Below are 22,951 nucleotides of genomic sequence, written 5' to 3' on the forward strand. Positions count from 1 at the left end.
GAATGACAGCCGCCCCGGCGTGACCTGCGGGCCGACCGGAGGCTAGGCGCCGCTCACCTCCGCGAGGCGCAGCACCTGTCCGCCGAGGTCGCGGAAGGCCCGCTGGCGACAGGTCAGCACGAGGATCTGCAGGTCGCCGGCCTGCCGGTGCAGCGCGTCGAACATCCGCTCGATCCGGTCGTCATCGGTGAAGACGAGCGCATCGTCGAGAATCACCGGTGCCGTGCGCCCGGCATCGGCCAGCATCCGCGCGAAGGCCAGCCGGACCAGCAGGGCGATCTGCTCCTGCGTGCCGCCGGAGAGGATGTCGAGCGGTTCTTCCTGCCCGTCGCGGATCAGCGCATGGGGCAGAAGCGAGTCCTCCGACCACGACAGCTCGGCCTCGGGCCACAGCAGGGCAAGCAGGGGCTTGAGGGCCCGGGCGACGGGGGCGAAGTAGCGTTCGCGGGCCTCGGCCCGGGCGGCGGTGAGGGACGCCTGCAGGCGGGTCAGCACGCGGACCTCGTGGTCGATCCGGGACAGGTCGGCCTGCGCGGCGGCCAGCGCTTCCTCGGTCTCGGCCAGGCGCTCCTCCACCGCCTCTCCGGCGGCCCGGCTGATGCGTTCCTCGAGCCGGGCAAGATCGGGCCGCAGGCTGTCGATCTGGGCGCGGGCGCTCTCCTCGACGGAGCGGGCCCGGGTCAGCGCGGCCTGCGCGGCGGCCAGATCAGGCGCGGCAGCCTGATGGTCGCGGTGCGCGGCCTCCGCCAGCGTCAGGCTCTGGCGCGCGGTTTCGGCGGCCTCGGCGAGGGTGGCCTCGTCCTCCTCTTGCGCGGCCCGGGCGGCAAGGGCGCGGGCGTGGCGGTCACGGGCCTGTGCAAGCAGCGTCTCGGTCCGGGTCTTTTCCGAGCGCGCGGCCGACAGCCGCTCCGCCGCGGTGGCGAGCGTGGCGCGGGCGGTCTTCTCGGCGCTTCTGGCGGCGTCCTGCGCGGCGCGGGCGATGGCGGGGTCGGGGGCCTCCGCATCCGCGTCCTCGGGCGTTGGCAGGGCGGCCAGCTGGGCGCGCAGGGCATCCGTGCCCTCGGGCGCGAGGCTGGCCAGCACCGCCCGGGCCTCGCCATGGGCGCGCTCTGCGGTCTTGCGGGCGGTGGCGGCGCGCCGGGCCTCTTCCACGTTCTCGACGCCGTGCTCGGCAAGCGCCTCGCGCAGGCTTCGCTGCGCGGCCTCCACCGCCTCGGCGCCGCCGGTCTGCGGCGGGCGGATGTCGAGCGTGCCGATCCCCGGCAGGTCGATCCGGGTGGGCCGGGTCAGGGGCAGGGCGGCGCCCTCGGGCAGCTCCGTTGCCCCGACACTCAACCGCAGGCTGCCGCTGTAGCTGGCAGTGACCTGCGTGGCCTGCGCATCCCGGGCCGCCCGGGCGGCTGCGGCCTCGGCGGCGCGGGTCTCGAGGCGTTGCAGCTCGACGTCGCTCACGCCCCGGATCGCGGCCTTGGCGGTCTCCATCGCGGTGCGGGCACGGTCCGCCTGCGCGATCCGCTCGCCCAGTTCGGCACACCGGGCGGCGCTGTCCCGGGCGGCCTGCGCGTGCTCGGCCCGGCGCAGCCCGGCCTCTGCCGCCTCCAGCGCCGTGGTGGCCGAGGCGAGGGCCGCCGCCGCGCTGTCATGGTCCTGCGCGGCAGCGGCGTGATGGGCGGTGGCGGTCGCGGCCTCCGCCTCCGCGGCGGTCACGAGGGCGGCGGCCTCCGCGGCCTCGGCCCCGGCGCGGCGCAGATCGTCGAGCCGCGCCCGGGCGCTGCTGGCCTGCAGCCGCGCCATCTCGAGCTTGCGGGCCAGCGTCTCCCCGGCGCTCGCGTGGCGCTCTGCCGCGGCATGGGCGGCCTCCGCGGCCTGCAGCCGGGTAAGGCGGGCCTCGGCGGCCTCGGGGGCAGTCAGCTCGGCGAGGGTGCGGCGGGCGGCGTTGCGGGCCTTGAGCGCCGCGTGCAGCTCCGCCGCGAGGCCCTGCAGGCGGTCGCGGTCCTCGCTCAGCTCGGCGGCGCGGTCCTGCGCGGCCTTCCACGGGCCGCCGGTGCGGGGCCGCCCGGTGCTGGTGGCATAGAGCGCCAGCTCCTCCGAGCAGCGGCGCAGGGCGGCATCCATGCGCCGCCCGCCGGTCATCGCCTCGACCTCCTCGCTGACCGAGGACATCAGGTCGCGCCGGGCCTCGAGGGCGGCGGCCTGTTCCTTGTTGCTGCCGTCGGTGAGCGCGGTCATGCCCTGCCGCACCCAGATCAGCCCCGCAGGCCCGCCCACGTCCTGTCCGAGCGCCCGGGCGATCCAGTCCTCGGCGGCATCGGACTGGGCCACGAGGCGGCTGCCCTGATGCACCGTCGCGGCGGGCTTCTGGAACCAGCGCTTGCTGATCCGGAACAGCCCCTCGGCGGTCTCCACCTCGACGGTGATCTCGGGCGCGCCGCCGGCATGGGGGCGCAGGGCCTTCATCTCCTTGTCTCCGCTGCCATGGGCCTTGAAGAAGACCGCGTGCAGCGCGTCGAAGAGCGTGGACTTGCCGAATTCATTGGGCTCGCTCAGGACATTGAGCCCGTCGCCGATGCCGTCGATGCGCACCGGCGTGGTGAAGCGGCGGACATTGTTCAGCTCGATCGCGCGCAGTTTCATTCCGCGCCCTCCCGCACGTAGGCGTAGAGCCGGGCGAGGGCATCCGCCGCCGCCGCGCGGTCCTCGGCGGCCATGGCCTCGTCCCCGGCCTCGGCCACCAGTGCTTCTGCCGCGAGGCGCAGGGCCCCGCCGCTGCGGTCGATCCGGTCGAGGTCGCCCGCGTCGTACTGGGTGCCGAGGTCCCCGGTCCGCAGCTCGAAATGGGCGAAGTCCGGCGCGACCTCGCGTGCGGCGTCCTCCAGCGCGGCCCGTTCCGTCAGGCCGGTCCACCCGGTGGCGGTGACCCGCAGCATCACGTCGCGCCGCCCGGCCCCGGGCAGCAGGGTCCGCAGCGCGGCAGCCCCGTCCTGCCCCGGGTGCAGCGGCAGCGGCTGATCGGCCCAGAGGAAATGCCCGGTCTCGATCTCCTCGACCTGCGGCGTGCTGCCCGGGTCTTCCAGCGTCACGCTCAGACAGACCCCGCGGGTGCCATGCTTGAATCGGTCCTGCTCGGGGCTGCCGGGATACTGCACCCGGGGCGAGACCTGCATCCGCCCGTGCCAGTCCCCGAGCGCGAGGTAGTCCAGCCGGGCCGAGCGGTCCCGATCCGGGGCGATGACATCGCCGCTCTCGGTGAAATCGGTGATCCCGCCATGGGCGAAGCCGATGCGCAGCTGCCCCGCGCCGCTCTCCATCCGCACGAGCGCCTCGGTCGGGTCGGTGCCGCCGGCGCGGTAGGCCACGGGGCAGGGCAGCAGCGTGGCCCCGCCGCCCATGTCGAGGGGGGCGGGCTCGGTCACCGCGCGGACATTGGCGGGCGCAGTGTCGCGGATCATGTCCCAGAGCGGTTCGGCGTCGCGCAGGTTGTCGTGGTTGCCGGGCAGCAGCCACCACGTGACCTCCGGCGCCTCGCCCATGGCGGCAAGCGCCTGCCGCACGAGGGAGGGCGAGGGGGTGGCGGTGTCGAACGTGTCGCCTGCCAGCAGCACATGACGGGCCTGCCGCGCGGCGGCGGCCTCTGCCAGGCGGCGCAGGACGGCATGGCGTGCCTCCATCAGCCGGCCCCGGATGTTGCCATCCTCGGGCTGGGGGATCGAGGCGAACTTGCGGCCGATGTGGAGATCGGAGGAATGAAGGAAGCGGAACGTCATGGCGCCCCCAGACATGCCCCGGGCGGGGGCGCCTTGCCAAGGCCCTATTCGGGGCCGTCTGCCAGAGGCCCTTGGCTGCGTGCAGCGCCGCCACGCCGCCGGGGATGGCCAGTTGAGGGCGCGGGCATGCCGCCGGGGATTCTTTGTCGCACCGCGTGCCCTGCGCGATGCAAAATGTTGACCGCGACGGGACTTGGCTCCTAGGCTGGGCGGGCCGGACCATTGCCGGAGGCCCCCATGCGGTTTCTCAGATTTCTTCTCGTCCTTGCCGTCGTCGTCGTCCTCGCGATCTTCGGGCTGCGGCTGATCTACCCTCTGCCGGACTTGCCGACAGACCCGGCCAGCACCGCGCTGCCGGCCTCGGAGCAGACGCCCCTCGGGGCCGCGCTGATGCCCGCCGCCGCCGCCCATCCGGGCCAGAGCGGCATCTGGCCGCTCTCCGACGGGCGCGAGGCCTATGCCGCCCGGGTCCTGCTGGCGCGCACCGCGCAGGAGAGCATCGACCTGCAATACTACATCTGGCAGACGGACGAGACCGGCTGGATGCTGCTCGACGAGGTCCGCAAGGCGGCGGAGCGGGGCGTGCGGGTGCGGCTGCTCCTCGATGACAACGGCATTCCCGGGCTCGACGCGGAACTGGCGGCGCTGAATGCCACGCCGAACGTGGAGGTGCGGATCTTCAATCCCTTCACCCTGCGCAGCCCCCGGATGCTGTCCTATGCCTTCGACTTCCGGCGCCTGAACCACCGGATGCACAACAAGGCGATGATCGTGGACGGCGCCGCGACGGTTCTGGGCGGGCGCAACATCGGCAACATCTACTTCGACTACGGGCAGGGGGTGCATTACTTCGATGCCGACGTTATGGCCGTCGGGCCGGTGGTGGATGACGTCGCGCAGAACTTCGACCGCTACTGGGCCAGCGGCTCCGCCTACCCGGCCGAGTTGATCCTCGATCCGGCGCCCGGTGGCATGGAGAGCCTGCTGGCCCATGCCGAAGAGGCCCGTGCCACGGCCTTCGCCGCGCAATACGTCGATGCCATCGCCGAAACGCCCCTGATCCAGCGGATGCAGGCCGGCACCCTGCGGTTCGAATGGGGCGAGGTCAGTTTCTTCAGCGATGATCCGGCCAAGGGGCTGGGGCAGGCGGAGGGCGACGGCCTGCTGATCTCGCAGATCATCGCGTTGGCCCAGCCGAAGCAGACCTTCGACCTCGTCTCGGCCTATTTCATCCCGGGCGAGGTGGGGACGGAGATCCTCACCGGCTTTGCCGCCGAGGGCGTGCGGACCCGCGTGCTGACCAATGCGCTTGCCTCCACCGACGTGGTGCCGGTGCATGGCGCCTACATGAAGTACCGCGATGACCTCGTGGCGGGCGGCGTCGAGACGCTGGAACTGCGTCCGCAGGCCGACCGGGTGCGCGAACATGGGCTGTCGAACATGATCGTCGGCTCCGCCTCCAGCCTGCACGCCAAGACCTTTGCCATCGACGGGGAGAAGATCTTCGTGGGCTCCTTCAACTTCGATCCACGCTCGGCCCAGCTGAACACGGAGATGGGCCTGCTGATCCCCAGTCGCGCCATGGCGCAGGGGCTGGCGACCGTGCTGGAGGAGGCCTCGCAGTACTACCGCGTGTCCGAGACCGCCGAGGGCCGGATGATCTGGATCGAGACCCGGCCCGACGGCAGCGAGTTGGTGCTGACGAAGGAGCCGGAATCGACCTTGATGCAGCGCGCCTTTGCCCGGCTGGTGAGCTGGCTGCCCGTGGAGTGGATGCTGTGAGCGGCGCGCGGGGCAGGGCCCGCACGGCGGTTGGCCGGCTCCTCGGCCTGGCGCTCGCGGGCGGGCTGGCCGTCCCCGCGGCGCAGGTGCAGGCGCAGGTCGCGGCCCCGATCGTCGCCCCGGGCATTCCGCTGGTGCGCGGCGTGCCCTTCCTCACCAATCGCAACGAGACCGGCCTGCCCAACCCCGGGGAGACCTACGGAGACGAGCGCAACGGGATCAGCGCTGGGTGGTGCGACATCACCGAACGGCCGCTGCGCCTGCTGGAGAAGGTGCGCGAGGCCGCGCCCTTCTATATCCCCGAGGAACTGTTGCGGGTCGGCGACGTGCGCACGGCCCCGGCGGAGGCGGTGCTGGAGGCCTTCGAGGAGAACGCGGGTGACGCCCCGCCGCTGCTCTACACCCACGGCTTCTACATCAACTTCGAGAAGGGCTGCCGCCGCGCCACGGCGTTTCAGGAGAACGCCGCGCTGGAGGGGCAGATGCTCTGGTTCAGCTGGCCCTCGGACGGGGGCGTGCTGAACTACACCCATGACGAGGCCGACCTCTACTGGAGCGTGCATGACCTTGCCGATGCGATCGAGGTGCTGGCCGCGCAGTTCGGCCCCGGGCGGGTCAACGTGGCGGGCCACAGCCTCGGGGCGCGGGGCATGGCGCTCGCGCTCTACGAACTGGCCGGGCGCCAGTCCGAGGTGCAGGTGGGGCAGGTGGCGCTGCTGGCGCCGGACATGGATTTCGACCTGCTGCGCCGGATGTTGCCGCGCATCCGCCCCATGGTGGCGGGACTGACGGTCTACGTGGCCGAGAGGGACTGGCCGCTCGCGCTCTCGGCGCAGCTGCACGGCTATCCCCGGCTGGGCGAGGCGGGCAACCCGGTGGAACTGCTGGACGGGGTCGAGGTGATCGACCTCAGCGCGCTGCCGGTGCGCAGCTCCTCGGGGCATCTCTACCACATCTACAATCGCGAGGTCGGCACCGACCTGAACCAGCTCTTCAACGATGGGCTGCGGGCTGACGAGCGGCGCAACCTGACCCCGCTGGGGCCGAACAGCTGGACGCTGCAACCCGAGAACTGAGCGCGGGTTCGGGCGTGCCGGGGGCGGACCCGTGTCCGGATGCCATATCAGGCGCCTCTCCGGTTATCGGTCCGGGGTCCATGTCGGGGTGGTGCTGCGCAGCGGCCGGGTGGCGCCCGCCGTGCGACGTGACGTTCCGGCGCAGATGCGCCGCCGGGGGCAGGGCCCTGTCTTGAAGCCGGTCCCGGCCCCGCACATCTGGGCCCGGTACATACGGGCCCTCTCATTTCGAGGCTGACCGAGGAGGACAGACATGATCCAGACCCTGAGCCGCGGCATCGCCCTTGCCGCCCTGATTGCCGCCCCGTTTGCCGGAGGCCCCGCCATGGCCGAAATGCGCGACCTTCCCGTCGTGGTGCACCTGCAGGAGGGCGCGACACTGCCACCCGAGGCGCTGCTGCAGGTGGAACTGCTCGACGTGTCCCGGGCCGATGCGCCCTCTGTCACCGTGGCCGCGCGCGACTACCGGGTGGAGAGCCTGCCCGTCGAGGTGCGGCTGCCCTATGACAGCGCAGAGATCGATCCGCGGATGCGCTACGTCGTGGCCGCGAAGGTCGCCGAGGGCGAGCGGGTCCTGCTGCGCACCACCGCCGCCTATCCGGCCCTGACCCGCGAGGCGCCCGAGCGGCCCGAGATCGTGCTGGAGGCCATGTCTGAGGCGATGCCTGCGGGCATCGCCGGAGTGGAATGGCAGGCCTTCGAGGTCGGCGGGCGGATGCTGGTCGTCGAGGACGCGCCGACCATCGCCTTCATGCCGGACGGCGGCTTTGCCATGTACGGCGGCTGCAACCGTTTCGCGGGCACCGCCGAACTGGGCGCGGGCACGATCGCCTTTCCCGAGGCCATTGCCGGCACCCGGCGCATGTGCCCGGAACCGCGCATGAAACTCGAACAGGACATGGTCGAGGCGATCCGGGCCACCACCGGCTACCTGCGCACTGGCAAGACCCTGAGCCTGACCAATGCGGCGGGCGTGGTCACCCTGCGCCTGACCGAACGGCCCGAGTGAGCCCCACGCGTCAGGCGCGCGATCAGCAGGGCTGAAAGCGCCGGGGCTTGAGACAGCGGGCCTTGAGACATCGGGCCTTAAGAAAACAGGCCTGAGAAAGCGGAGCGCGGTCGGAGTGCGCGCCGCTCCTTTCCCGGCTTCGAGCCGGGCCGGACGGGCGCCGGCGCGTTCCGGTTCCGCTGTAAGGCGGCTTGAGGTGTTGCAAGGCTTCTGGCCGCCCTGTCGCAGGCCTCGGGGCTGCATGGAGCGTGCGGATGCAGCCCCCGCAGGGCGCGACCGGTCAGCGGGTGTCGCCCCGCTCTGCTCTGCCGCAGCGTTCCGGAGCCGCCACAGGCGAAATCGTTAATTTTCCTTGACGCATCGGGTGTTGGGTCCAAAGCTGAAGCCGGACAAGACTCGTTCTGCAATTGTTTTGGGCCGCTGATCGCGGATGCGACCGTATTTTTCCGCGGCCGAATGGGAGTTTTCAAAGTGGTCAAACTTGCCCTATCCGCCGCCGCCTATCTCATTGCCAATGCGGTCGGCCTTCTGCTTGCCGCGGCGCTGTTGAGCGGCTTCCAGATCGACCCGCTGTCGTTCATCATCGTGGTCATCGCGTTTTCCGTCATCCAGGCCGTGCTTGGCCCGCTGGTCACCAAGATCTCGCTCCGGCAACTGCCGCAGCTCATGGGCGGCGTGGCGCTGGTGACGGTGTTCATCGGGCTCTTCGTCACTGACATGCTCCTCGACGGCATGGCGATCGGGGGCATTGCCAACTGGCTCGCGGCCACGCTGCTGGTCTGGCTGGGCAGCCTCGTCGCGACGCTGCTGATCCCGATCTACGTGTTCAAGCAACTGGCCGAGAAGAAAAAGGCCGCCTGAGCCTTGCCCTGTCAGGCCGGGCCCGGCGGGAGACGCCGGGCCCGGTGTCCGGGTGAGGCCGATGGTGTCCCCGCGGGACTGGCAGGTTCCCCCACCGTCGGTCGTTGAGGGGACGCTCGGGCATCCGAAGTGCATTTCACAATCATGAGTTGTTTCGCGTTTGAGGCTATTCGCGTGAAAAATTCCAGCTCCTCCTCGATGGCTCCGGGCGGCCTGATCCACTGGTCACATGGGTAACCTGAAGTATCGGGCGCAAGCTTCTGAAGTTTCTGGGAAACAAACGATACTGGGTGGTGCGGGGCGTGGCGCGAAGACAGCGAAGATTCACCCCTCTCGGGGAAACGCTCTGTTTTCGTTCCCGGGCCATTCCGGCTTGCGTCGAATCCGCGAACGCGGAAAGATTTAAGAATTATTAATTGCTGTCTTCTCTTCCTGTTGTTTTGCACGAGGCCCCCTGTTGGAAACGCTACTTCTCATCCTTCTTTTTGGTGGCATGAGCGCCATCGCCATCAGCGGGGGCTCTGACGAGGGCGACGATTCCGCCGGAGAGGATGGCGGTGACGAAACCCCCGATGAAACCGATGAAACCGACGAAGGGGACGAGGGCGACGAAGGGGAGGACGGCGAGGACGGAGGACCGAGACCGCCGGCCTCACGCTCACCGGCACCGAGGGCGACGACCTGCTGGAGGGTGGCGCCGAGGGCGACACGATCGTGGGCGGCGAAGGCGGGTCGGACACGCTCGTCGGCAATGACGGCAACGACGTACTCATCGCCAATGACGAGACCCTCGGCGCACCGGACACGCTGATCGGCGGCGCGGGGATCGACGCGCTCTGGGGCGATGACGGCGACCAGCTGACCGGCGGGGCCAATGCCGATCTCTTCGTCATACCGGTGGGCGTGGAGGGCGCCGACCCGGTGACGATCACCGATCTCGACTTCACCCGCTTCACCGATCAGGACGTGCCGGACCGCGTGGTCTTCGTCACGCCCGAGATCGAGATCATCCCGCGCTCGGAGTTCTTCGACGGTACCTACCAGGCGGGGATCGGCGACCTGCCCGACGGCAGCGGGGCGCAGGTGATCATCAACAACCAGGTGGTCGCGATCATCGAGGGCTACACCGCCGAGGAGCTTTTCTATGAAACCGTCTGGGTCGGGAACTTCTCGCCCGCGCTGACCGGGTTCTACGATGGCGACGACGCGCTGACCGGCAGTGCCGAGGCGGACGAGATCTTCGGCGGCGACGGCATGGACACGATCCTCGGCCTCGGCGGGGGCGATTACCTCGCGGGCCAGCAGGGCGACGACTTCGTGAGCGGTGTCGATGCCGAGGGCACCGAGGCCGTGGGCGACACGGTTGTGGGCAACGCCGGCGATGATACGTTGCGCGGTGACGAGGCCGACCAGCTTGCGGGCGGCGAAGGCAACGACAGCTTCGAACTCGTGGTGCCCGACGCCGATGCGGAAGACTTCGCGCCGATGCGGATCCACAGCTACGAGGTGGACGGCAACGACGGAGCCCATGAATTGATCACCCTCATCGACGCGGACGGCACGGCGATTTCGGCGGTGGAGGCGGCGACCAACCTGACGATCACCGATGCCGAGGACGGCAGCGGCGCGGCGCTGGTCTACAACGGCCAGGTGCTGGCGATCGTCGAGGGCGTGGATGCCGAGGCGCTCGGATCGCCCTCGGGCTGGCTTGGCAACCTCGGCGACGTGACGCCGGTGGTGACGCAGGTCTCGACCCTGAATGCCACCGAGGTCGAGGTGACCGCCGCCACCGGCAGCGGCTACGTGATCTCGGAATCCTTCTTCGGCGGCAACCTCGTCTACAGCATCAACACCGACGACGGCGTGCCGCTCGACAATTTCGTCAATGCGCTCGAAGAGCTGAACATCACCCACCTGCGCTTCCCGGCCGGGCAGGGCGACAGCGGGGACGAATACGAGGACGGGGACAAGTTCCTCAACGTGCTGGAGATGAACCGCGGCGCCGATGGCGACTGGGAACTGCGCGCCGAGGTCACCGACATGCTCGACTGGGCGCGGGAGAACGGGGCGCAGGTCACCCTCGTGCTACCCACGAAGAACTATACCATCGCGGAATACGAGGCACTCGACGATGAGATCGCGCGCTTTGCCCAGGCGGTGATGGAGGACTACGGTGACGTGGTCGAGGCCTTCGAGATCGGCAACGAATACTGGAGCTCCACCGGCGAGACGGAATATGGCTCCAAGGCCAACGTCGCGGCGATCGCGCTGGAAGACGGCATGGAGGCCGCGGGCGTCGACGTGGACGACCAGCCCTCGATCATCGTGCAGATGGCGACGCCGAACGCGGGCTCGGATTTCCATGCCTCGGTGGACGACCGCTCCTACACCGACCGGGTGCACCTGGCGAACGAGACCATCATCGCGCAGCTGAGCGCGGAGGCCCGGGCGGCCATCGACGGCGTGGTGGAGCATTACTACTACAAGGATCGCTCGCTCGAATTCAGCGGCAAGTCCGGCGAGGTGAGCTTCATCGACCACGACCTCGCGATCTGGGAGGAGGCCTTCGACAAGGACCTCGACTTCCACGTGACCGAATGGAACGTGAAGACCACCGATGACGAAGAGACCGGCCTGCGCTCCGCCTCCGTCATGGTCGAGCAGGTGCAGAACCTGACCGAACTCGGCGCCGACAGTGCCCATGTCTGGCCGGTGCAGCACAACACGCCCACCGACCTTGCCGGCAGCCAGACCGAGGAGGTGGTGACCGATGCGCAGGGCCGCGTGATCAGCTCGATCAACGGGGCGACCTTCGACCTGATGGCCTCGAGCCTCGTGGGGCTGGAATTGATCGAGACCGATCTCTCGGTCGAGGAGGGGCCCTTCGAACTCGATGCCTACCAGTCCGAGGACCGGACGGTGGTCTACGTCTCCTCCCGCAGCCTCGAGAGCCAGACCCTGGAGCTGGACCTGTCCGAGCTGGTCCCCGACTTCAACAGCGCCTCCGCCGTGCGGATTGGCGCGGACTTCTCCGCCTCCTCCAGTGACGGCGCACATTACGTGCCCGGCGAGGGGTTCCAGGAGGCGGAGTGGGTGCTGGTCAACGGCGAGCGCTACTACATCAACGAGAATGACATCCGCGCCTCGCTGACCGATCTGAACGTGGCCGACACGACCGTGGAGGTCACCCTGCGGCCCTTCGAGGTGATCGAGATCACCTTCGACACCGCGGGCCTCGACGTGACGCCGGCGCCCGATCCGGACCCCGGCACCGATCCCGACCCTGATCCTGATCCGGGCACCGACCCGGAAGGGGGCGACGAGGGGAACCCGGGCACCGATCCCGGGGATGGCGGTGAAGACCCCGATCCGGAGGCTGGCGACGTGATCACCGGCACCGCCGGGCCGGATGACCTCGACGGGGGTGCCCTTGACGATACGCTGAGCGGCCTTGCCGGGGATGACCACCTCACCGGCGGGCGCGGCAACGACCGGGTGCTGGGTGATGCGGGCGACGACAGCCTCTATGGCTGGGGTGGCGACGATTACCTGAAGGGCGGCGACGGAGACGACGTCCTCGCGGGCAACGAGGGCGACGACACGCTGATCGGCTCCGGCGGCGAGGACGAACTGCGCGGCGGTGACGGCGCGGACGAACTCAACGGCCAGACCGGTGACGATACGCTCTCCGGCGGCGCCGGGGCCGATACGCTGACCGGCTGGTCCGGCAAGGATCGGTTCGTCATGGCCGAGGGCGATCTGGCGGTTGGCGACGTGATCACCGATTTCGAGCCCGGCAAGGACCGACTGGAGATCGACCTGCCGGGAATCGACAGCCTGGACGACGTGACTTTCGCGACCCGCGCCGACGGCCTCGTGGTCACTTTCGGGGCCCACGGGTCCGTCCTTCTGCAAGGCGGTCTGACGGTCGAAGCGGTGGCGCAGAGCCGGAACTTCGTCTTCAGCTGAGGCGGCTGTGCGGTCTCTCCTGGGGCTGCCGTTCGGGGGCCCCCGGGGAGGCGGGCCCTGCGGGGGACAGAAAGCAAAAAAGCCACCAAGCGGTTAAGCTTGGTGGCTTTTTATGGCTCCGGCGGTAGGAACTGGTAGTCAAGCTGGGTGATTTAAAAGTATATATATCAGGTGGTTGTGCAGGTTTCCGGTTCTCAAGTGAAGTCGAGTGTGTGCCGTGTTTGCCACGCTGTGTGTGTCGTGGCGGGAGTGAAAATTGTCCCTCGTTCTGGATGTAGCCCCCGTCTTTGCGGATGGTAAGCAGCACCGTGCCGAAGACCCAGTTTTGGAACGCCTTGGCCTCGGGCTCGTCGCTTAGGGTGATCAGCTTGTAGAGGCCGCTGTCGGAGACCAGAACTTGGGACCGCACCCCACTCTGTATCTGATACATAGTTCGTTCCTTCTCGGGGTGGGCCTTAGTGGCATGCCTCCTTGCCTGCTTGCTGATGCCAAGCGCGGTGCGTGCATCTGCTGCGGAAAACCACGGAGAGTCGTCGATCATAGCGCAACGTAGGTTGATCAAAAGGAAGTCGAAGGTGGACACAGCGGTATGGCCCGCCGGGGCGGTGTTCTTGATGGTCAAAACGATGTCCTGAGATTGGCGCGGGCGGTCGGACTCGAACCGACACACCTTGCGGTAAGGGTGTTTGAGACCCTCGCGTCTACCGTTCCGCCACGCACGTGCCGGGGCATGGTGTAGGTCACGCGAGGGCTGAGGTTATGCGGCCAGAGAGGTGGCCGTCTCTTTCTTGTCGGGGCGGTACAGGATGCCCGCCAGCATCTGCACCGTCATGTCATCCTGCAGTACCTCTTTCTGCCAGTCCCCCTTCCGCACTTGCTGCCGGGTGAAGCGGTGGTGAGTCACGTCAAGGCCCCCGAAGGTGGTCGGCATGGCGTAGTGCATGTCGGCCATCTGCCGGAACTTCGGCTCGGCGGCGAAGTCCACCTGAGGCAGCCCGGTCAGTTCCGCCACCCGGTTCAGCCCGTCGTTCAGGGGGCTCATCCAGGTTGAGGGTTAGCACCGGCCCCCTGTGGCTTTCCCAGATCGGGTGCCATTGGCGGCAGACGTGGAAGTCGAGGTCCCCGCCAACCTTCAAGTCCAGCCGGGAGAGTGCCTCGCAGAACTCCGCGAAGGACAGCCCATCGGGCTCGACCCGCAGCCCCGTCATGTTGAGGATGACATCGTCGATGATCGGGTTCATGAGGATGTGCTGGAAGCTGGCGATTGCCCGCTTGACCGAGTCGCGGACCACGCGGACCAGCGTCCAGTCCTCCGAACCACCCTTGACGTAGGCGCGACGACGCAGCTGGTAGCTCTGCGACTTCTCCAGTACCTGCGTGCGGAAGTTGTGGGGCCAGTGGTGGTAGTAGTTGGCGGCTTCGAGCAAGCCCTCCTGCTTGAGGAACCACGTCACAACGTGGGTGCGGGCCGACCTAGGGAACCAGTTGATGACGGCGTTCCCGTGGGTGGAGACGAGCGCGTTAGCTCTACGAACCACGGCTCGCCGTCGCCCCCCCAGGAGCAGCCCGTTAAAGTCGCGCTTGGTGACCTCGGGCTTCACTTTTGGCGCGGCCGTCGCGGACACCGGGAGGGTCTTCGCGAAGGTGACCCCGAGGATGGCCCCGACAACTTCGCTGCTCTCGATAACAGCTACGCTGTGAATGATCGCGAGCGGAGACCTAAAAGGCCCCAGTCAAATGGCCCGATGGGCTGACCTTCCTGGCACTTGAAGTGCTCGCCTCCAAGAGACCCAGCTTCAATGCGGCGCCCTCTGCGACCAACGGGGCCAGCTTGGCTGACAGCTTTCACCTCAATTCCACACCGTAGCATCCGATCGAAAAAGGGGGCTGGCACTACTGCAGGCTGAATGCGAATGATGCGCTAAGCGCGGCACCCCACACGCGCCAACACTAAGAGGTAAAGAGTGACCGTCTCAGCAAACGTCTGGCCCGAAACCGAAATTCTGACCGCGAACAGTTTCGCCGGCGAGGAGCGCGACCTCTCAGAACCCAGTGTTACCGCTCTGGACGGCGGTGGCTTCGTGATCACCTGGGTTTCCGAAGATCAGGACGTGACTGGCCCCGGGCTCTTCGGACAGGTCTTCGACGCACAAGGACAGCCAGTCGGCGCGGAATTTCAAGTCGACACATCAATGCTCTCCGATCAGACGAACCCGTCAGTCGCCTCTCTGGCCGGTGGCGGTTTCGTTGTTGCGTGGACCTCTGCAAGTCATGGCGGGTCAGATGGGGACATATTCGCCCAACGCTTTGATGACGCCGGGCAGAGGGTCGGCGCCGAATTTCAGGTCAGCGAAACGACCTCGGGTGTCGTAACATCCGAACCCGAGGTGATCACCTTCGACGATGGCTCATTCTTCATCGGCTGGTCAGCCAACGTAGACGCCTACAATTCAAGCGATGCGGTTGCGGTCATGGGACGGGGCTACACGGCCAACGGTGTTCCGGTTTCAGCGCCCATCCAGCTGAACGAGACTGACGGGTTTGATATTGAATCCCACAGCCTCCTTGCGCTTGATGGTCAGTCATTCGCTGTTTCGTGGACGTCAAATACCGACGGCATGGCACGGACCCTGACCCGAACCTTCGACAGCCTCGGGACTGTGGCGGGTGAGGAGGTCGTGGTGAGCAGCGTTACCCGACTGGATGGAGACCGCTACTCCACGGAGTATCACGATACGGAAACGATCCGGTTTGAAGACGGAAGCTATGTCGTTGCCTGGCAGGTCGAGAGAACCCCGCCTTGGACCTCAAGCAGCCCTGGAAATTCCTCCGGCAACAGCACAAGCTACTTCTACGATTCCGTGGTCAGTCGCGATGGCGCCGTTGAGGATGGACCCTCCATCCAAGGAGGAGAAGAGGGCATATCGGTCCAGTACCTATCTGAGACCGGCGTGCAGGCGTTCGAACAGTCGACATACTACTCCAACGGACTGTACGAATACATTTCCGCAGGCGGCGTATTCGACGTATCGGGGCTGACATCTCTTCGCGGTGACATCGCGGTCTTCAATCAGACCGGCGAGCGGAACAGCCAGCCAACCTCGACCGTTCTGGCCGACGGAACAATCGTGGTCGCCTGGACCAGTGCGACCGTTTCGAGCCCATACGAGTCAACGCCAGATGGCCCGGCCGACATACATTACCAGTTGCTGCGCCTGAACAGCGCGCCCGAAGGAACGGTTTTTGTCACGGGTAACCCTTTCGTCGGCGAAACGCTAACGGCAAGCTGGCAGGACATGACGGACGCGGATGGCCTCGGCGACCTGTCGGTCCGGTGGTTGCGGAATGGCATCGCGATCGAAGGGGCGACCGCCGCGACCTACGAGCTGACCCAAGACGATTTTGGGACGCAGATCACGGCCGAAGTGTGGTTCGTGGACGGGACCGGCGTACTTGAGAGCCTGGGCAGTGACATCATCACGATCGGCGCCGTCATCGAAGGAACCGATGGGCCTGATCTGCTCATCGGCGGCGGAGCGGCCGATATGCTGCGCGGCCTCGGCGGGGACGATACGTTGCAAGGCAACGGCGGGGCGGATGTGCTCTATGGCGGCGATGGCAACGACAGCATCGAGGCATCGGGGGTAGGGTCGCAGCTGATCGGCGGGGAGGGGGCGGACCGCCTCATCGGTTTGACCGGATATGCGATGGCATTCGACGGCGGCGCCGGCAATGACACGATCCAGGGCGCTGGCGTGTTGGACGGTAACAACGGCGATGACGACATCACCCTCAACGGCGGAACCGCTTATGGCGGCGCGGGCGCAGACCGCATCACCGTCAACACCGGCAGTGGCTTTGGCCAGTCCGGGGACGACCTCATCGTCTCTCCCTACGGCCATGGCGCGTTCTGGGGCGGGGACGGAAACGACACGATCCAGATCGGCGGCGATGTGGCCAATCAGGTCTTCGGCGGCAATGGAGATGACTTGATCCTCGCCGGCGGAGGGCACGACACGATCAATCCGGGCGAAGGAAGCGACACGATCTATGGGGGGACCGCGTCGGATATTGTCGAGGGCAATACCTCGGACCTTGCCGGTGACTTCTTCGCCGACATGGATACGCTTGATGCCATCCTGCTGTCCGACACGCAGGTCTTCGGCGCCCCCCAGATCACGCAGGACGCCGACCGGACGCAGCTGGCGCTGGACACCACCGGCGACGGGTCCTTCGATTTCCAGATGTTCCTCAATACGGCCTGGCCAGGCCTCGGCCTGGACGCGGTGCGCGACGGCAATGACACCATGCTTTATGTGCGGCAGCGCAGCGGCACGACAGGTAACGATCTGCTGCCAGGCAACGATTTCGCCAATATCTTCGAAGGCCTCGGCGGGAACGATACCCTGTTGGGCCTTGGCGGAGACGACATTCTCAACGGCAATGACGGCGATGACTCGATCAACGGCGGCCTTGGCAACGACACGCTGTCGGGCGGAGACGGCAACGACTACATCTTGCTCGGAACGGGCTCGGACATGGCCGGAGGCGGCGCGGGCAACGATACGATCCAGGTAGGAGATACCCAGGATGGAGATCTGAACGTCATCTGGGCCGGCAGCGGCGACGATCGCATCATCGGCGGCGGCTATCAGGACCGCATTGACGGCGGGGATGGCAACGACACGGCATATGGCCGCGCTGGCGATGACGAGATCACAATGGGCGCGGGCGCAGATGTCGCCTTTGGCGAGTGGGGCGCCGATACAATCCGGGGAGGCGACGGTGCGGACAGCCTCCATGGCGGGGATGACGACGATGTCCTAAGCGGTGACAATGGCGCCGACCTGCTCGATGGCGGGAACGGAAACGACTACCTCGATGGCGGGGCTGGCGCAGATACACTCAACGGTGGAGCAGGCGACGACACTATTATCGGAGGCCAAACCGAGACCGACCTGCGCGACGTGATTTACGCTGGGGACGGCAATGACAGTGTCGACGGCGGCTATGGCAATGACGAACTGCGCGGTGATGCAGGTCACGACACGCTGAATGGAGGCTTCGGCGCGGACACGGCGATCGGTGGCATAGGCGATGATGTCCTGACAGGTGCGGCTTGGGGTGATGCGCTCTTCGGTGGCGACGGCGATGACTTCCTGAACGGCGGCTTCGGCTTCGACCGGCTGAACGGTGGCACCGGGGCGGACCGGTTCTATCACCTCGGCAATGCAGGACACGGTTCTGACTGGGTTCAGGACTACAATGCCGCCGAGGGAGACCTGCTGGTTTACGGCGCCGAAGCACAGGCCAGTGATTTCCTCGTGCAACGCGCCACCACAGCGAATGCGGGCGTAGGCAGCGTGCAGGAGGTGTTCATCACCCACAGGCCAAGTGGCGTTCTGCTTTGGGCATTGGTTGATGGCGATGCTCAGGCTCAACTGAACGTTCAGGCCGGTGGGCAGGTGTTTGACCTGCTAGGATGACTAGCCCCTCAGCCCTCAGTGTCAGAAATCGACACTGCGGGCGCAATGATCGCTGTCTATGACCAGGGCACACTTGCTTTCGCAGGGGCAAATCTTCGCGCTTGCCTACACCAGTTGCGTTTGCTCTAGATCGCCTGCAGCGAAGGGTTCTGCTGCCCCACAAGAGATTGAGTCAGTATGATCACCACTACCGCAGTTTTCCGAGCAACGTCCGATTTCGAGCAGGTGAACACCTTCGACATCGCAACACAGGATGCGAGTTCGCTCGCTAGACTCAATGATGGCGGCCACGTCGTTGTCTGGCGGTCCTACACCGAGGACGGGAGCTCTCTGGAGGTGTTTGGCCAGCGCTACGATGCCAGCGGTACAAGATCGGGCGAGCAATTCATGATCAGCGCCGTAAGTGCGAATACGCCGGACGCTATTGATGTCGTTGCCCTGTCAAACGGTGGTTACGTCGTGCGTTGGATCGAAGACGGTGAGGGTGTTCATCTTCGCAGCTTTGGCTCCGACGACACTGCGGGTGAACTGGTGCATCTGGAGGACGTTCGCGGTGCCACCGTCACGAACGATCAAGGGTTCACGTTCTATGCCGCCTACGAGCGCATCGAAGACGGCGAGCAGTACCAAAGAGTGGGCAGGCTGTTCGACATTTCCGGGACCTCTGTCGGTGAGCCGATTGTCTTCGAGGATGGCAGTTTCGGGAATGTTTCTGCCTTCGATGTTGGAAACGGTCACTTCCTGACCCTTTGGCTCGTCGAAGAAACCGGCGCCTTCGGGGCGAGAAGCTATGAGCTGAATGGCCTCCTCGTGGACAGCACCGGGGAGCCGGCAGGAGGACCGATTGTCATCGAGCTTGATCACGCAGCGAATGACACCTCTTTCCTCGCCATGGCCACGACACCAGGCCACTTCGAGATCTTCTGGGAGGACGGGAGTTGGCCGAGAACCACCCATTCACAGACGTTCGACCTGGACGGCACTGTGGTCGGTGCAACAAGCGAAATCGGCATCATAGCGACTGTACACAACGCCCCTTATGACCAGTTGATACGTCTGGAAGACGGCCTCCTGGTGGGCAGCTTCGAAGACCTGTCCTTTCGCTACACGAATTTCGTCTTCAACGGTCAGGTCCTCGGCCTTGATGGGGCCGTCATTGCCGAGCGAACCACAACCCAACTCGATGCGCCGCTCGACGATCTCATTTACCTGGGCAATCACAGGTTTCTCGGCTCCTTCGGCGGTAGTTCCTCTACCATTGACGATAACGTTCTCATGCAGAATCTTGAGCTCAACTTTCACTTCGATGGTACAGGCGATGCGGATGTCATCGAGGGCACAATCGGCCCCGACATCCTGAACGGTTTCGACGGGCACGACCGACTGCTCGGTGGGGATGAAAACGACACCCTCAATGGAGGGGACGGTTCGGACACCTTGAACGGAGGAGACGGCGATGACGTGATCATCGGTGGAAACTCCGAGGCAGATCTGCGCGACATTATCTATGCGGGCGCCGGAGATGACACCGTTGACGGCGGCTATGGGAACGACCTCATCTATGGCATGGAAGGGGACGACAGCATCACGGGCGGTTTCGGAGCTGACGAGCTCTACGGGCAAGACGGCAACGATATCATCAGCGGGTCGGCCCTGTCTGATCTCATCTTCGGCGGCGCAGGCGACGATTTCCTGAATGGCGGCTTCGGGTCAGACCGTCTTAGTGGTGGAGCTGGGGCCGACAAGTTCTATCATGCCGGCACAGAGGGCCATGGCTCGGACTGGGTCCAAGATTACAGCGCCGCCGAGGGAGATGTCTTGGTGTTCGGAGATGTGTCCGCTAACCAGTCTCAGTTCCAGGTCAATTTTGCCCACGCAGAGGCTGCCTCGGGCGAACGGTCCGGAGACGACGCGGTGATGGAGGCCTTCGTGATCTACAGACCCACGGGGCAGATCATCTGGGCATTGGTTGATGGTGAGGCTGAGGCCCAGATCAATCTTTTGGCTGGAGGAGAGGTTTTCGACCTTCTGGCATAGCCTTACTCCCATGTCCTACACATAGTGCTCTCCCCCGGGGTTGTTGCTCAACGCCCGTTTCATATTTCCGGGATGGCACTTCGTGGTGGGGTCTTATGCCTAGTCCGGACGTTAGCGGTACTGGGTGATCTAGCCAGGGCAGGATATAGAATGCAGGCTCAGAGTGCCCTATGCGGTAGTCCGACCGTTCATGCCTCGCCTCGCGTCGTGTGTATGACGGTAGCGTCAGTTCCCGTTGCCGCCGAAGTCTTGGTGGTCTAGGACGCGTTCCAGCCCTTCGGCCATCAGGGCAGCTAGAGACTCCGCCCGAGAGATTTCCTTGCCGGTAGCCCTGAGGTGGTGGTCCAGTGTTTGTCAATCGGCAGCGAACTTTGACCCCCTATCGGCGTCCAATAATGACCCCCTCGTTTGGCACAGCTTGCCCGGGGCGGCGTAGCCCCCAAGTCGCGCAGCCGGCTCGGGCAAGCTGATCAGGCGCGTGTCTTAAAGCGCCAGCTCTCGTTGCCGGTTTCGATGATGTCGCAGTGGTGGGTGAGGCGATCCAGAAGCGCGGTCGTCATCTTTGCATCGCTGAAGACGCTGGGCCATTCACCGAAGTCCAGATTGGTGGTGACGATGATCGAAGTGCGTTCGTAGAGGCGACTGATCAGGTGGAACAGCAGTTGCCCGCCTGTCTGGGCGAATGGCAGGTAGCCAAGCTCGTCGAGGATCACGAAGTCCATCCGGCAGAGGAGATCGGCGATGCGTCCTTGCCTGTCGTCGCGTGCCTCGGCATCGAGCTTGTTCACCAGGTCGACAACGTTGAAGAAGCGGCCCCTCTTGCCGCTGCGGATGCAGGCCCGGGCAATCCCGACAGCCAGATGCGACTTGCCGGTCCCGGTGCCACCGATGAGCACGACATTACGCTGCTGCTCGAGGAACTCCGCGCTGACGAGGTCGCGCACCAGCGTTTCATTGACCGGCGTCTCCTCGAAGTCGAACTCGTTGACTTCCTTGGCAAGTGGCAGCTTCGCGATGGTCATCTGGTATTTGATCGAGCGTGCCTGCTTCTCGTTGATCTCGGCATGCAGAAGGTCGCCCACGATCTGCTGAGGTTCGTGTTGGCGCTTCACCGCGGTCGCGATGATCTCGTCATATGCCGCCCTCATTCCGTAGAGCTTGAGCTGGCCCATCGCGTCCAGAACCTTTGATCTTTCCATGATCTCGTCTCCTGAGGCTGTCGTAGCGGGTGCAATCGGCAACCGGCTGGCAGCGTAGGCGCAGCGCGTCCGGCGTGGTGATTGTCAGGGCTGGCGCGGGTTCCCGACGGCGCGCCAGAATGTTGAGAACAACGGCGGAGGAATGCACGCCTTCCTCGAGCGCTTCAGCGCACGCTGCTTCGACAGCATCCAGCCCATCCGTCAGAACCGCGCTGAGAACATCCACCATCTGCCGATCGCCATTGGGTGCTCTCCCCAGCTTGCGTTGGACCCGCCGCATGGCAGGTGGCAGCTCCCACTCCTTGAAGGGGCACCATTCCGCAGGGCACCGGGCTTCCGTGCGAGCACAGGGATGTAGTGCAGCGGGTCGTAGACATCTTTGCCGCGTCCGAAGACGCGCGCATGCTCACCCACGAGCTTTCCATCCTGCCAGAGCTCGACGCGTTCAGCATAGGCGCGGATCTCGACGGGACGGCCGACGGCATGAGCCTCGACCGAGTAGCGGTTGTTGTCGAACCGGACGAGGCAGGTCTTCGAGACCGAGGCCGGCACCGCATGGTATCCGTCGAAGGGGCCAGCATAGGGCACAAGGCTTGGGCGCTCAGCCTCGAAGACGTCCCAGGTCGATCGCTCGCGCAGCTCGGGGTGCGGGTGGGACTTGGCCCAGGCCAAGCAGCGATCTCGCAGCCAAGCATTCAGTTCGGCAAGGCTTTTGAAGCGCGGTCGCGGCACGAAGAAGCGCCGACGCACCACACCGACCTGGTTCTCGACCTGGCCTTTCTCCCATCCCGATGCAGGCGTGCAGGCCACCGGATCGACAAGATAGTGCCCGCACATCTGTTGGAAGCGGCGATTGTAGGCACGCTCCCGGCCAACGAAGATCGTCTCCACCGCTGTCTTCATATTGTCGTAGATGCCCCGCGCACAGGCGCCACCGAAGAATGCAAATGCCTGGTCGTGTGCGTCGAAGACCATCTCTTGCGTCTCGCGTGGATAGGCCCTGACGAAGAGCATTCGACTATGGCACAGCCGGACATGAGCGACCTTCACCGTCATGGTCACACCATCGATCAGGACGATCTCGTGGCTCCAGTCGAACTGGTAGGCTTCTCCAGGCGCGAAGGTCAGCGGCACATATGCGGAGGCTGTTGCCTCGCGTTCCGACTTCGCCCACGCCGCAGCATAGCGCCGCACCGCATCGTATCCGCCTGCGTAGCCGAGGACCTGCAACTCCTCGAACAGACGGATGCGGGTGAGCCGGTCGCGCTTGGGCTTGCGCGCGTTCTCCTCAAGCATCCGATCAAGCTCGGCCTTCCAGGGGCCGATCTTCGGCTGCGGCTGGACACTGCGCTCGTAGGTGAGTTCCGTCACACCAGAACGGACCACTTTCCGGACGGTGTTCCGCGAGACACGCAGGTCACGACAGATCTGCTTGATCGATTTGCCGTCCTGGAAATACGCCCGACGGATCTTCGCGATAGTCTCCACGACCAACATCCCAAAACTGCTCCCGGTTGTTCCCGGGAGCATGATGACCATCAATGTAAGGGGGTCATTTTTGGACGCCGATCACCCCGCTACAGGGTCAGTTTTCCATGCCTGTTCACACAGTGTTGGGGAGCAGAGCAATGGTGCGTGTGGCGGACGATTACCGCAAAGGGGAGTTTGGTCCCGAGACTTTGGCGACGATCCACGACCTTGCACTAAAATTGGATCGTGTAATATTCGAATCCTAGTCGCCAACCCCTTTCACAGTATGGGTGCAAAT

Annotated in this window: 12 protein-coding genes and 1 pseudogene; 7 read left to right on the top strand and 6 right to left on the bottom strand. The window is 65.7% G+C overall.

The features are described from left to right. Positions 1-42: 42 nt before the first annotated feature. On the bottom strand, positions 43-2,634 hold the full coding sequence (locus ACX9MO_RS15720; RefSeq protein WP_462212523.1) for an AAA family ATPase: 2,592 nt from the start codon (positions 2,632-2,634) through the stop codon (positions 43-45). Continuing rightward, positions 2,631-3,764: a metallophosphoesterase family protein gene (locus ACX9MO_RS15725; protein WP_222489563.1), complete on the bottom strand. Its 1,134-nt coding sequence runs from the start codon at positions 3,762-3,764 to the stop codon at positions 2,631-2,633. The genes ACX9MO_RS15720 and ACX9MO_RS15725 overlap by 4 nt, the downstream gene beginning before the upstream one ends. 237 nt (positions 3,765-4,001) lie before the next feature. Here ACX9MO_RS15725 and ACX9MO_RS15730 point away from each other — a divergent pair, with 237 nt between their 5' ends. From ACX9MO_RS15730 to ACX9MO_RS15750, 5 genes are all read left to right on the top strand, one after another. Continuing rightward, complete coding sequence (locus ACX9MO_RS15730) at positions 4,002-5,546, top strand: phospholipase D family protein (RefSeq protein WP_462212524.1); 1,545 nt, start codon at positions 4,002-4,004, stop codon at positions 5,544-5,546. Further along, a complete protein-coding gene (locus ACX9MO_RS15735) occupies positions 5,543-6,622 on the top strand; it encodes an alpha/beta hydrolase (RefSeq protein WP_462212525.1) in 1,080 nt (359 codons plus the stop codon). Before ACX9MO_RS15730 ends, ACX9MO_RS15735 begins: the two co-directional genes overlap by 4 nt. 253 nt (positions 6,623-6,875) lie before the next feature. Continuing rightward, a complete protein-coding gene (locus ACX9MO_RS15740) occupies positions 6,876-7,631 on the top strand; it encodes a YbaY family lipoprotein (protein ID WP_222489565.1) in 756 nt (251 codons plus the stop codon). A gap of 456 nt (positions 7,632-8,087) precedes the next feature. Next, a complete protein-coding gene (locus tag ACX9MO_RS15745; RefSeq protein WP_462212526.1) occupies positions 8,088-8,492 on the top strand; it encodes a hypothetical protein in 405 nt (134 codons plus the stop codon). A gap of 714 nt (positions 8,493-9,206) precedes the next feature. Continuing rightward, a complete protein-coding gene (locus ACX9MO_RS15750) occupies positions 9,207-12,461 on the top strand; it encodes a calcium-binding protein (RefSeq protein ID WP_462212527.1) in 3,255 nt (1,084 codons plus the stop codon). Here ACX9MO_RS15750 and ACX9MO_RS15755 read toward each other — a convergent pair. Continuing rightward, entirely contained in the window at positions 12,454-13,002 is a 549-nt protein-coding gene (locus ACX9MO_RS15755) for a BRO-N domain-containing protein (protein ID WP_462214463.1), read from the bottom strand. The genes ACX9MO_RS15750 and ACX9MO_RS15755 overlap by 8 nt on opposite strands. Before the next feature lie 216 nt (positions 13,003-13,218). Next, positions 13,219-13,503: a hypothetical protein gene (locus ACX9MO_RS15760; protein WP_462212528.1), complete on the bottom strand. Its 285-nt coding sequence runs from the start codon at positions 13,501-13,503 to the stop codon at positions 13,219-13,221. Between the two features lie 922 nt (positions 13,504-14,425). Between ACX9MO_RS15760 and ACX9MO_RS15765 the strand changes: the two genes are divergently transcribed. Further along, positions 14,426-17,947, top strand: coding sequence for a calcium-binding protein (locus tag ACX9MO_RS15765; RefSeq protein WP_462212529.1), 3,522 nt, complete (start codon positions 14,426-14,428; stop codon positions 17,945-17,947). A 177-nt stretch (positions 17,948-18,124) separates the two neighbouring features. After that, the gene (locus ACX9MO_RS15770) at positions 18,125-19,984 is read left to right on the top strand and encodes a calcium-binding protein (RefSeq protein WP_462212530.1); all 1,860 of its coding nucleotides are present in this window, start codon (positions 18,125-18,127) and stop codon (positions 19,982-19,984) included. Positions 19,985-20,454: 470 nt separating this feature from the next. Here the strand turns inward: ACX9MO_RS15770 and istB are convergent, their stop codons facing one another. Together istB and istA are read right to left on the bottom strand one after the other, a co-directional pair. Next, positions 20,455-21,183: an IS21-like element helper ATPase IstB gene (gene istB, locus ACX9MO_RS15775; protein WP_462212531.1), complete on the bottom strand. Its 729-nt coding sequence runs from the start codon at positions 21,181-21,183 to the stop codon at positions 20,455-20,457. Then, positions 21,116-22,680: pseudogene (gene istA / locus ACX9MO_RS15780) on the bottom strand (IS21 family transposase). Before istA ends, istB begins: the two are co-directional and overlap by 68 nt. Positions 22,681-22,951 lie beyond the last annotated feature (271 nt).

The organism is Pseudooceanicola profundus, assembly GCF_054919315.1.

What these genes read in the sequence shown, in the direction of transcription:
- ACX9MO_RS15720 (WP_462212523.1), bottom strand. Translation starts at nt 2,634, where the DNA reads ATGAAACTGCGCGCGATCGAGCTGAACAATGTCCGCCGCTTCACCACG.
- ACX9MO_RS15725 (WP_222489563.1), bottom strand. Translation starts at nt 3,764, where the DNA reads ATGACGTTCCGCTTCCTTCATTCCTCCGATCTCCACATCGGCCGCAAG.
- ACX9MO_RS15730 (WP_462212524.1), top strand. Translation starts at nt 4,002, where the DNA reads ATGCGGTTTCTCAGATTTCTTCTCGTCCTTGCCGTCGTCGTCGTCCTC.
- ACX9MO_RS15740 (WP_222489565.1), top strand. Translation starts at nt 6,876, where the DNA reads ATGATCCAGACCCTGAGCCGCGGCATCGCCCTTGCCGCCCTGATTGCC.
- ACX9MO_RS15745 (WP_462212526.1), top strand. Translation starts at nt 8,088, where the DNA reads ATGGGAGTTTTCAAAGTGGTCAAACTTGCCCTATCCGCCGCCGCCTAT.
- ACX9MO_RS15755 (WP_462214463.1), bottom strand. Translation starts at nt 13,002, where the DNA reads ATGATCGACGACTCTCCGTGGTTTTCCGCAGCAGATGCACGCACCGCG.
- ACX9MO_RS15760 (WP_462212528.1), bottom strand. Translation starts at nt 13,503, where the DNA reads ATGAGCCCCCTGAACGACGGGCTGAACCGGGTGGCGGAACTGACCGGG.
- ACX9MO_RS15770 (WP_462212530.1), top strand. Translation starts at nt 18,125, where the DNA reads ATGATCACCACTACCGCAGTTTTCCGAGCAACGTCCGATTTCGAGCAG.
- istB (WP_462212531.1), bottom strand. Translation starts at nt 21,183, where the DNA reads ATGGAAAGATCAAAGGTTCTGGACGCGATGGGCCAGCTCAAGCTCTAC.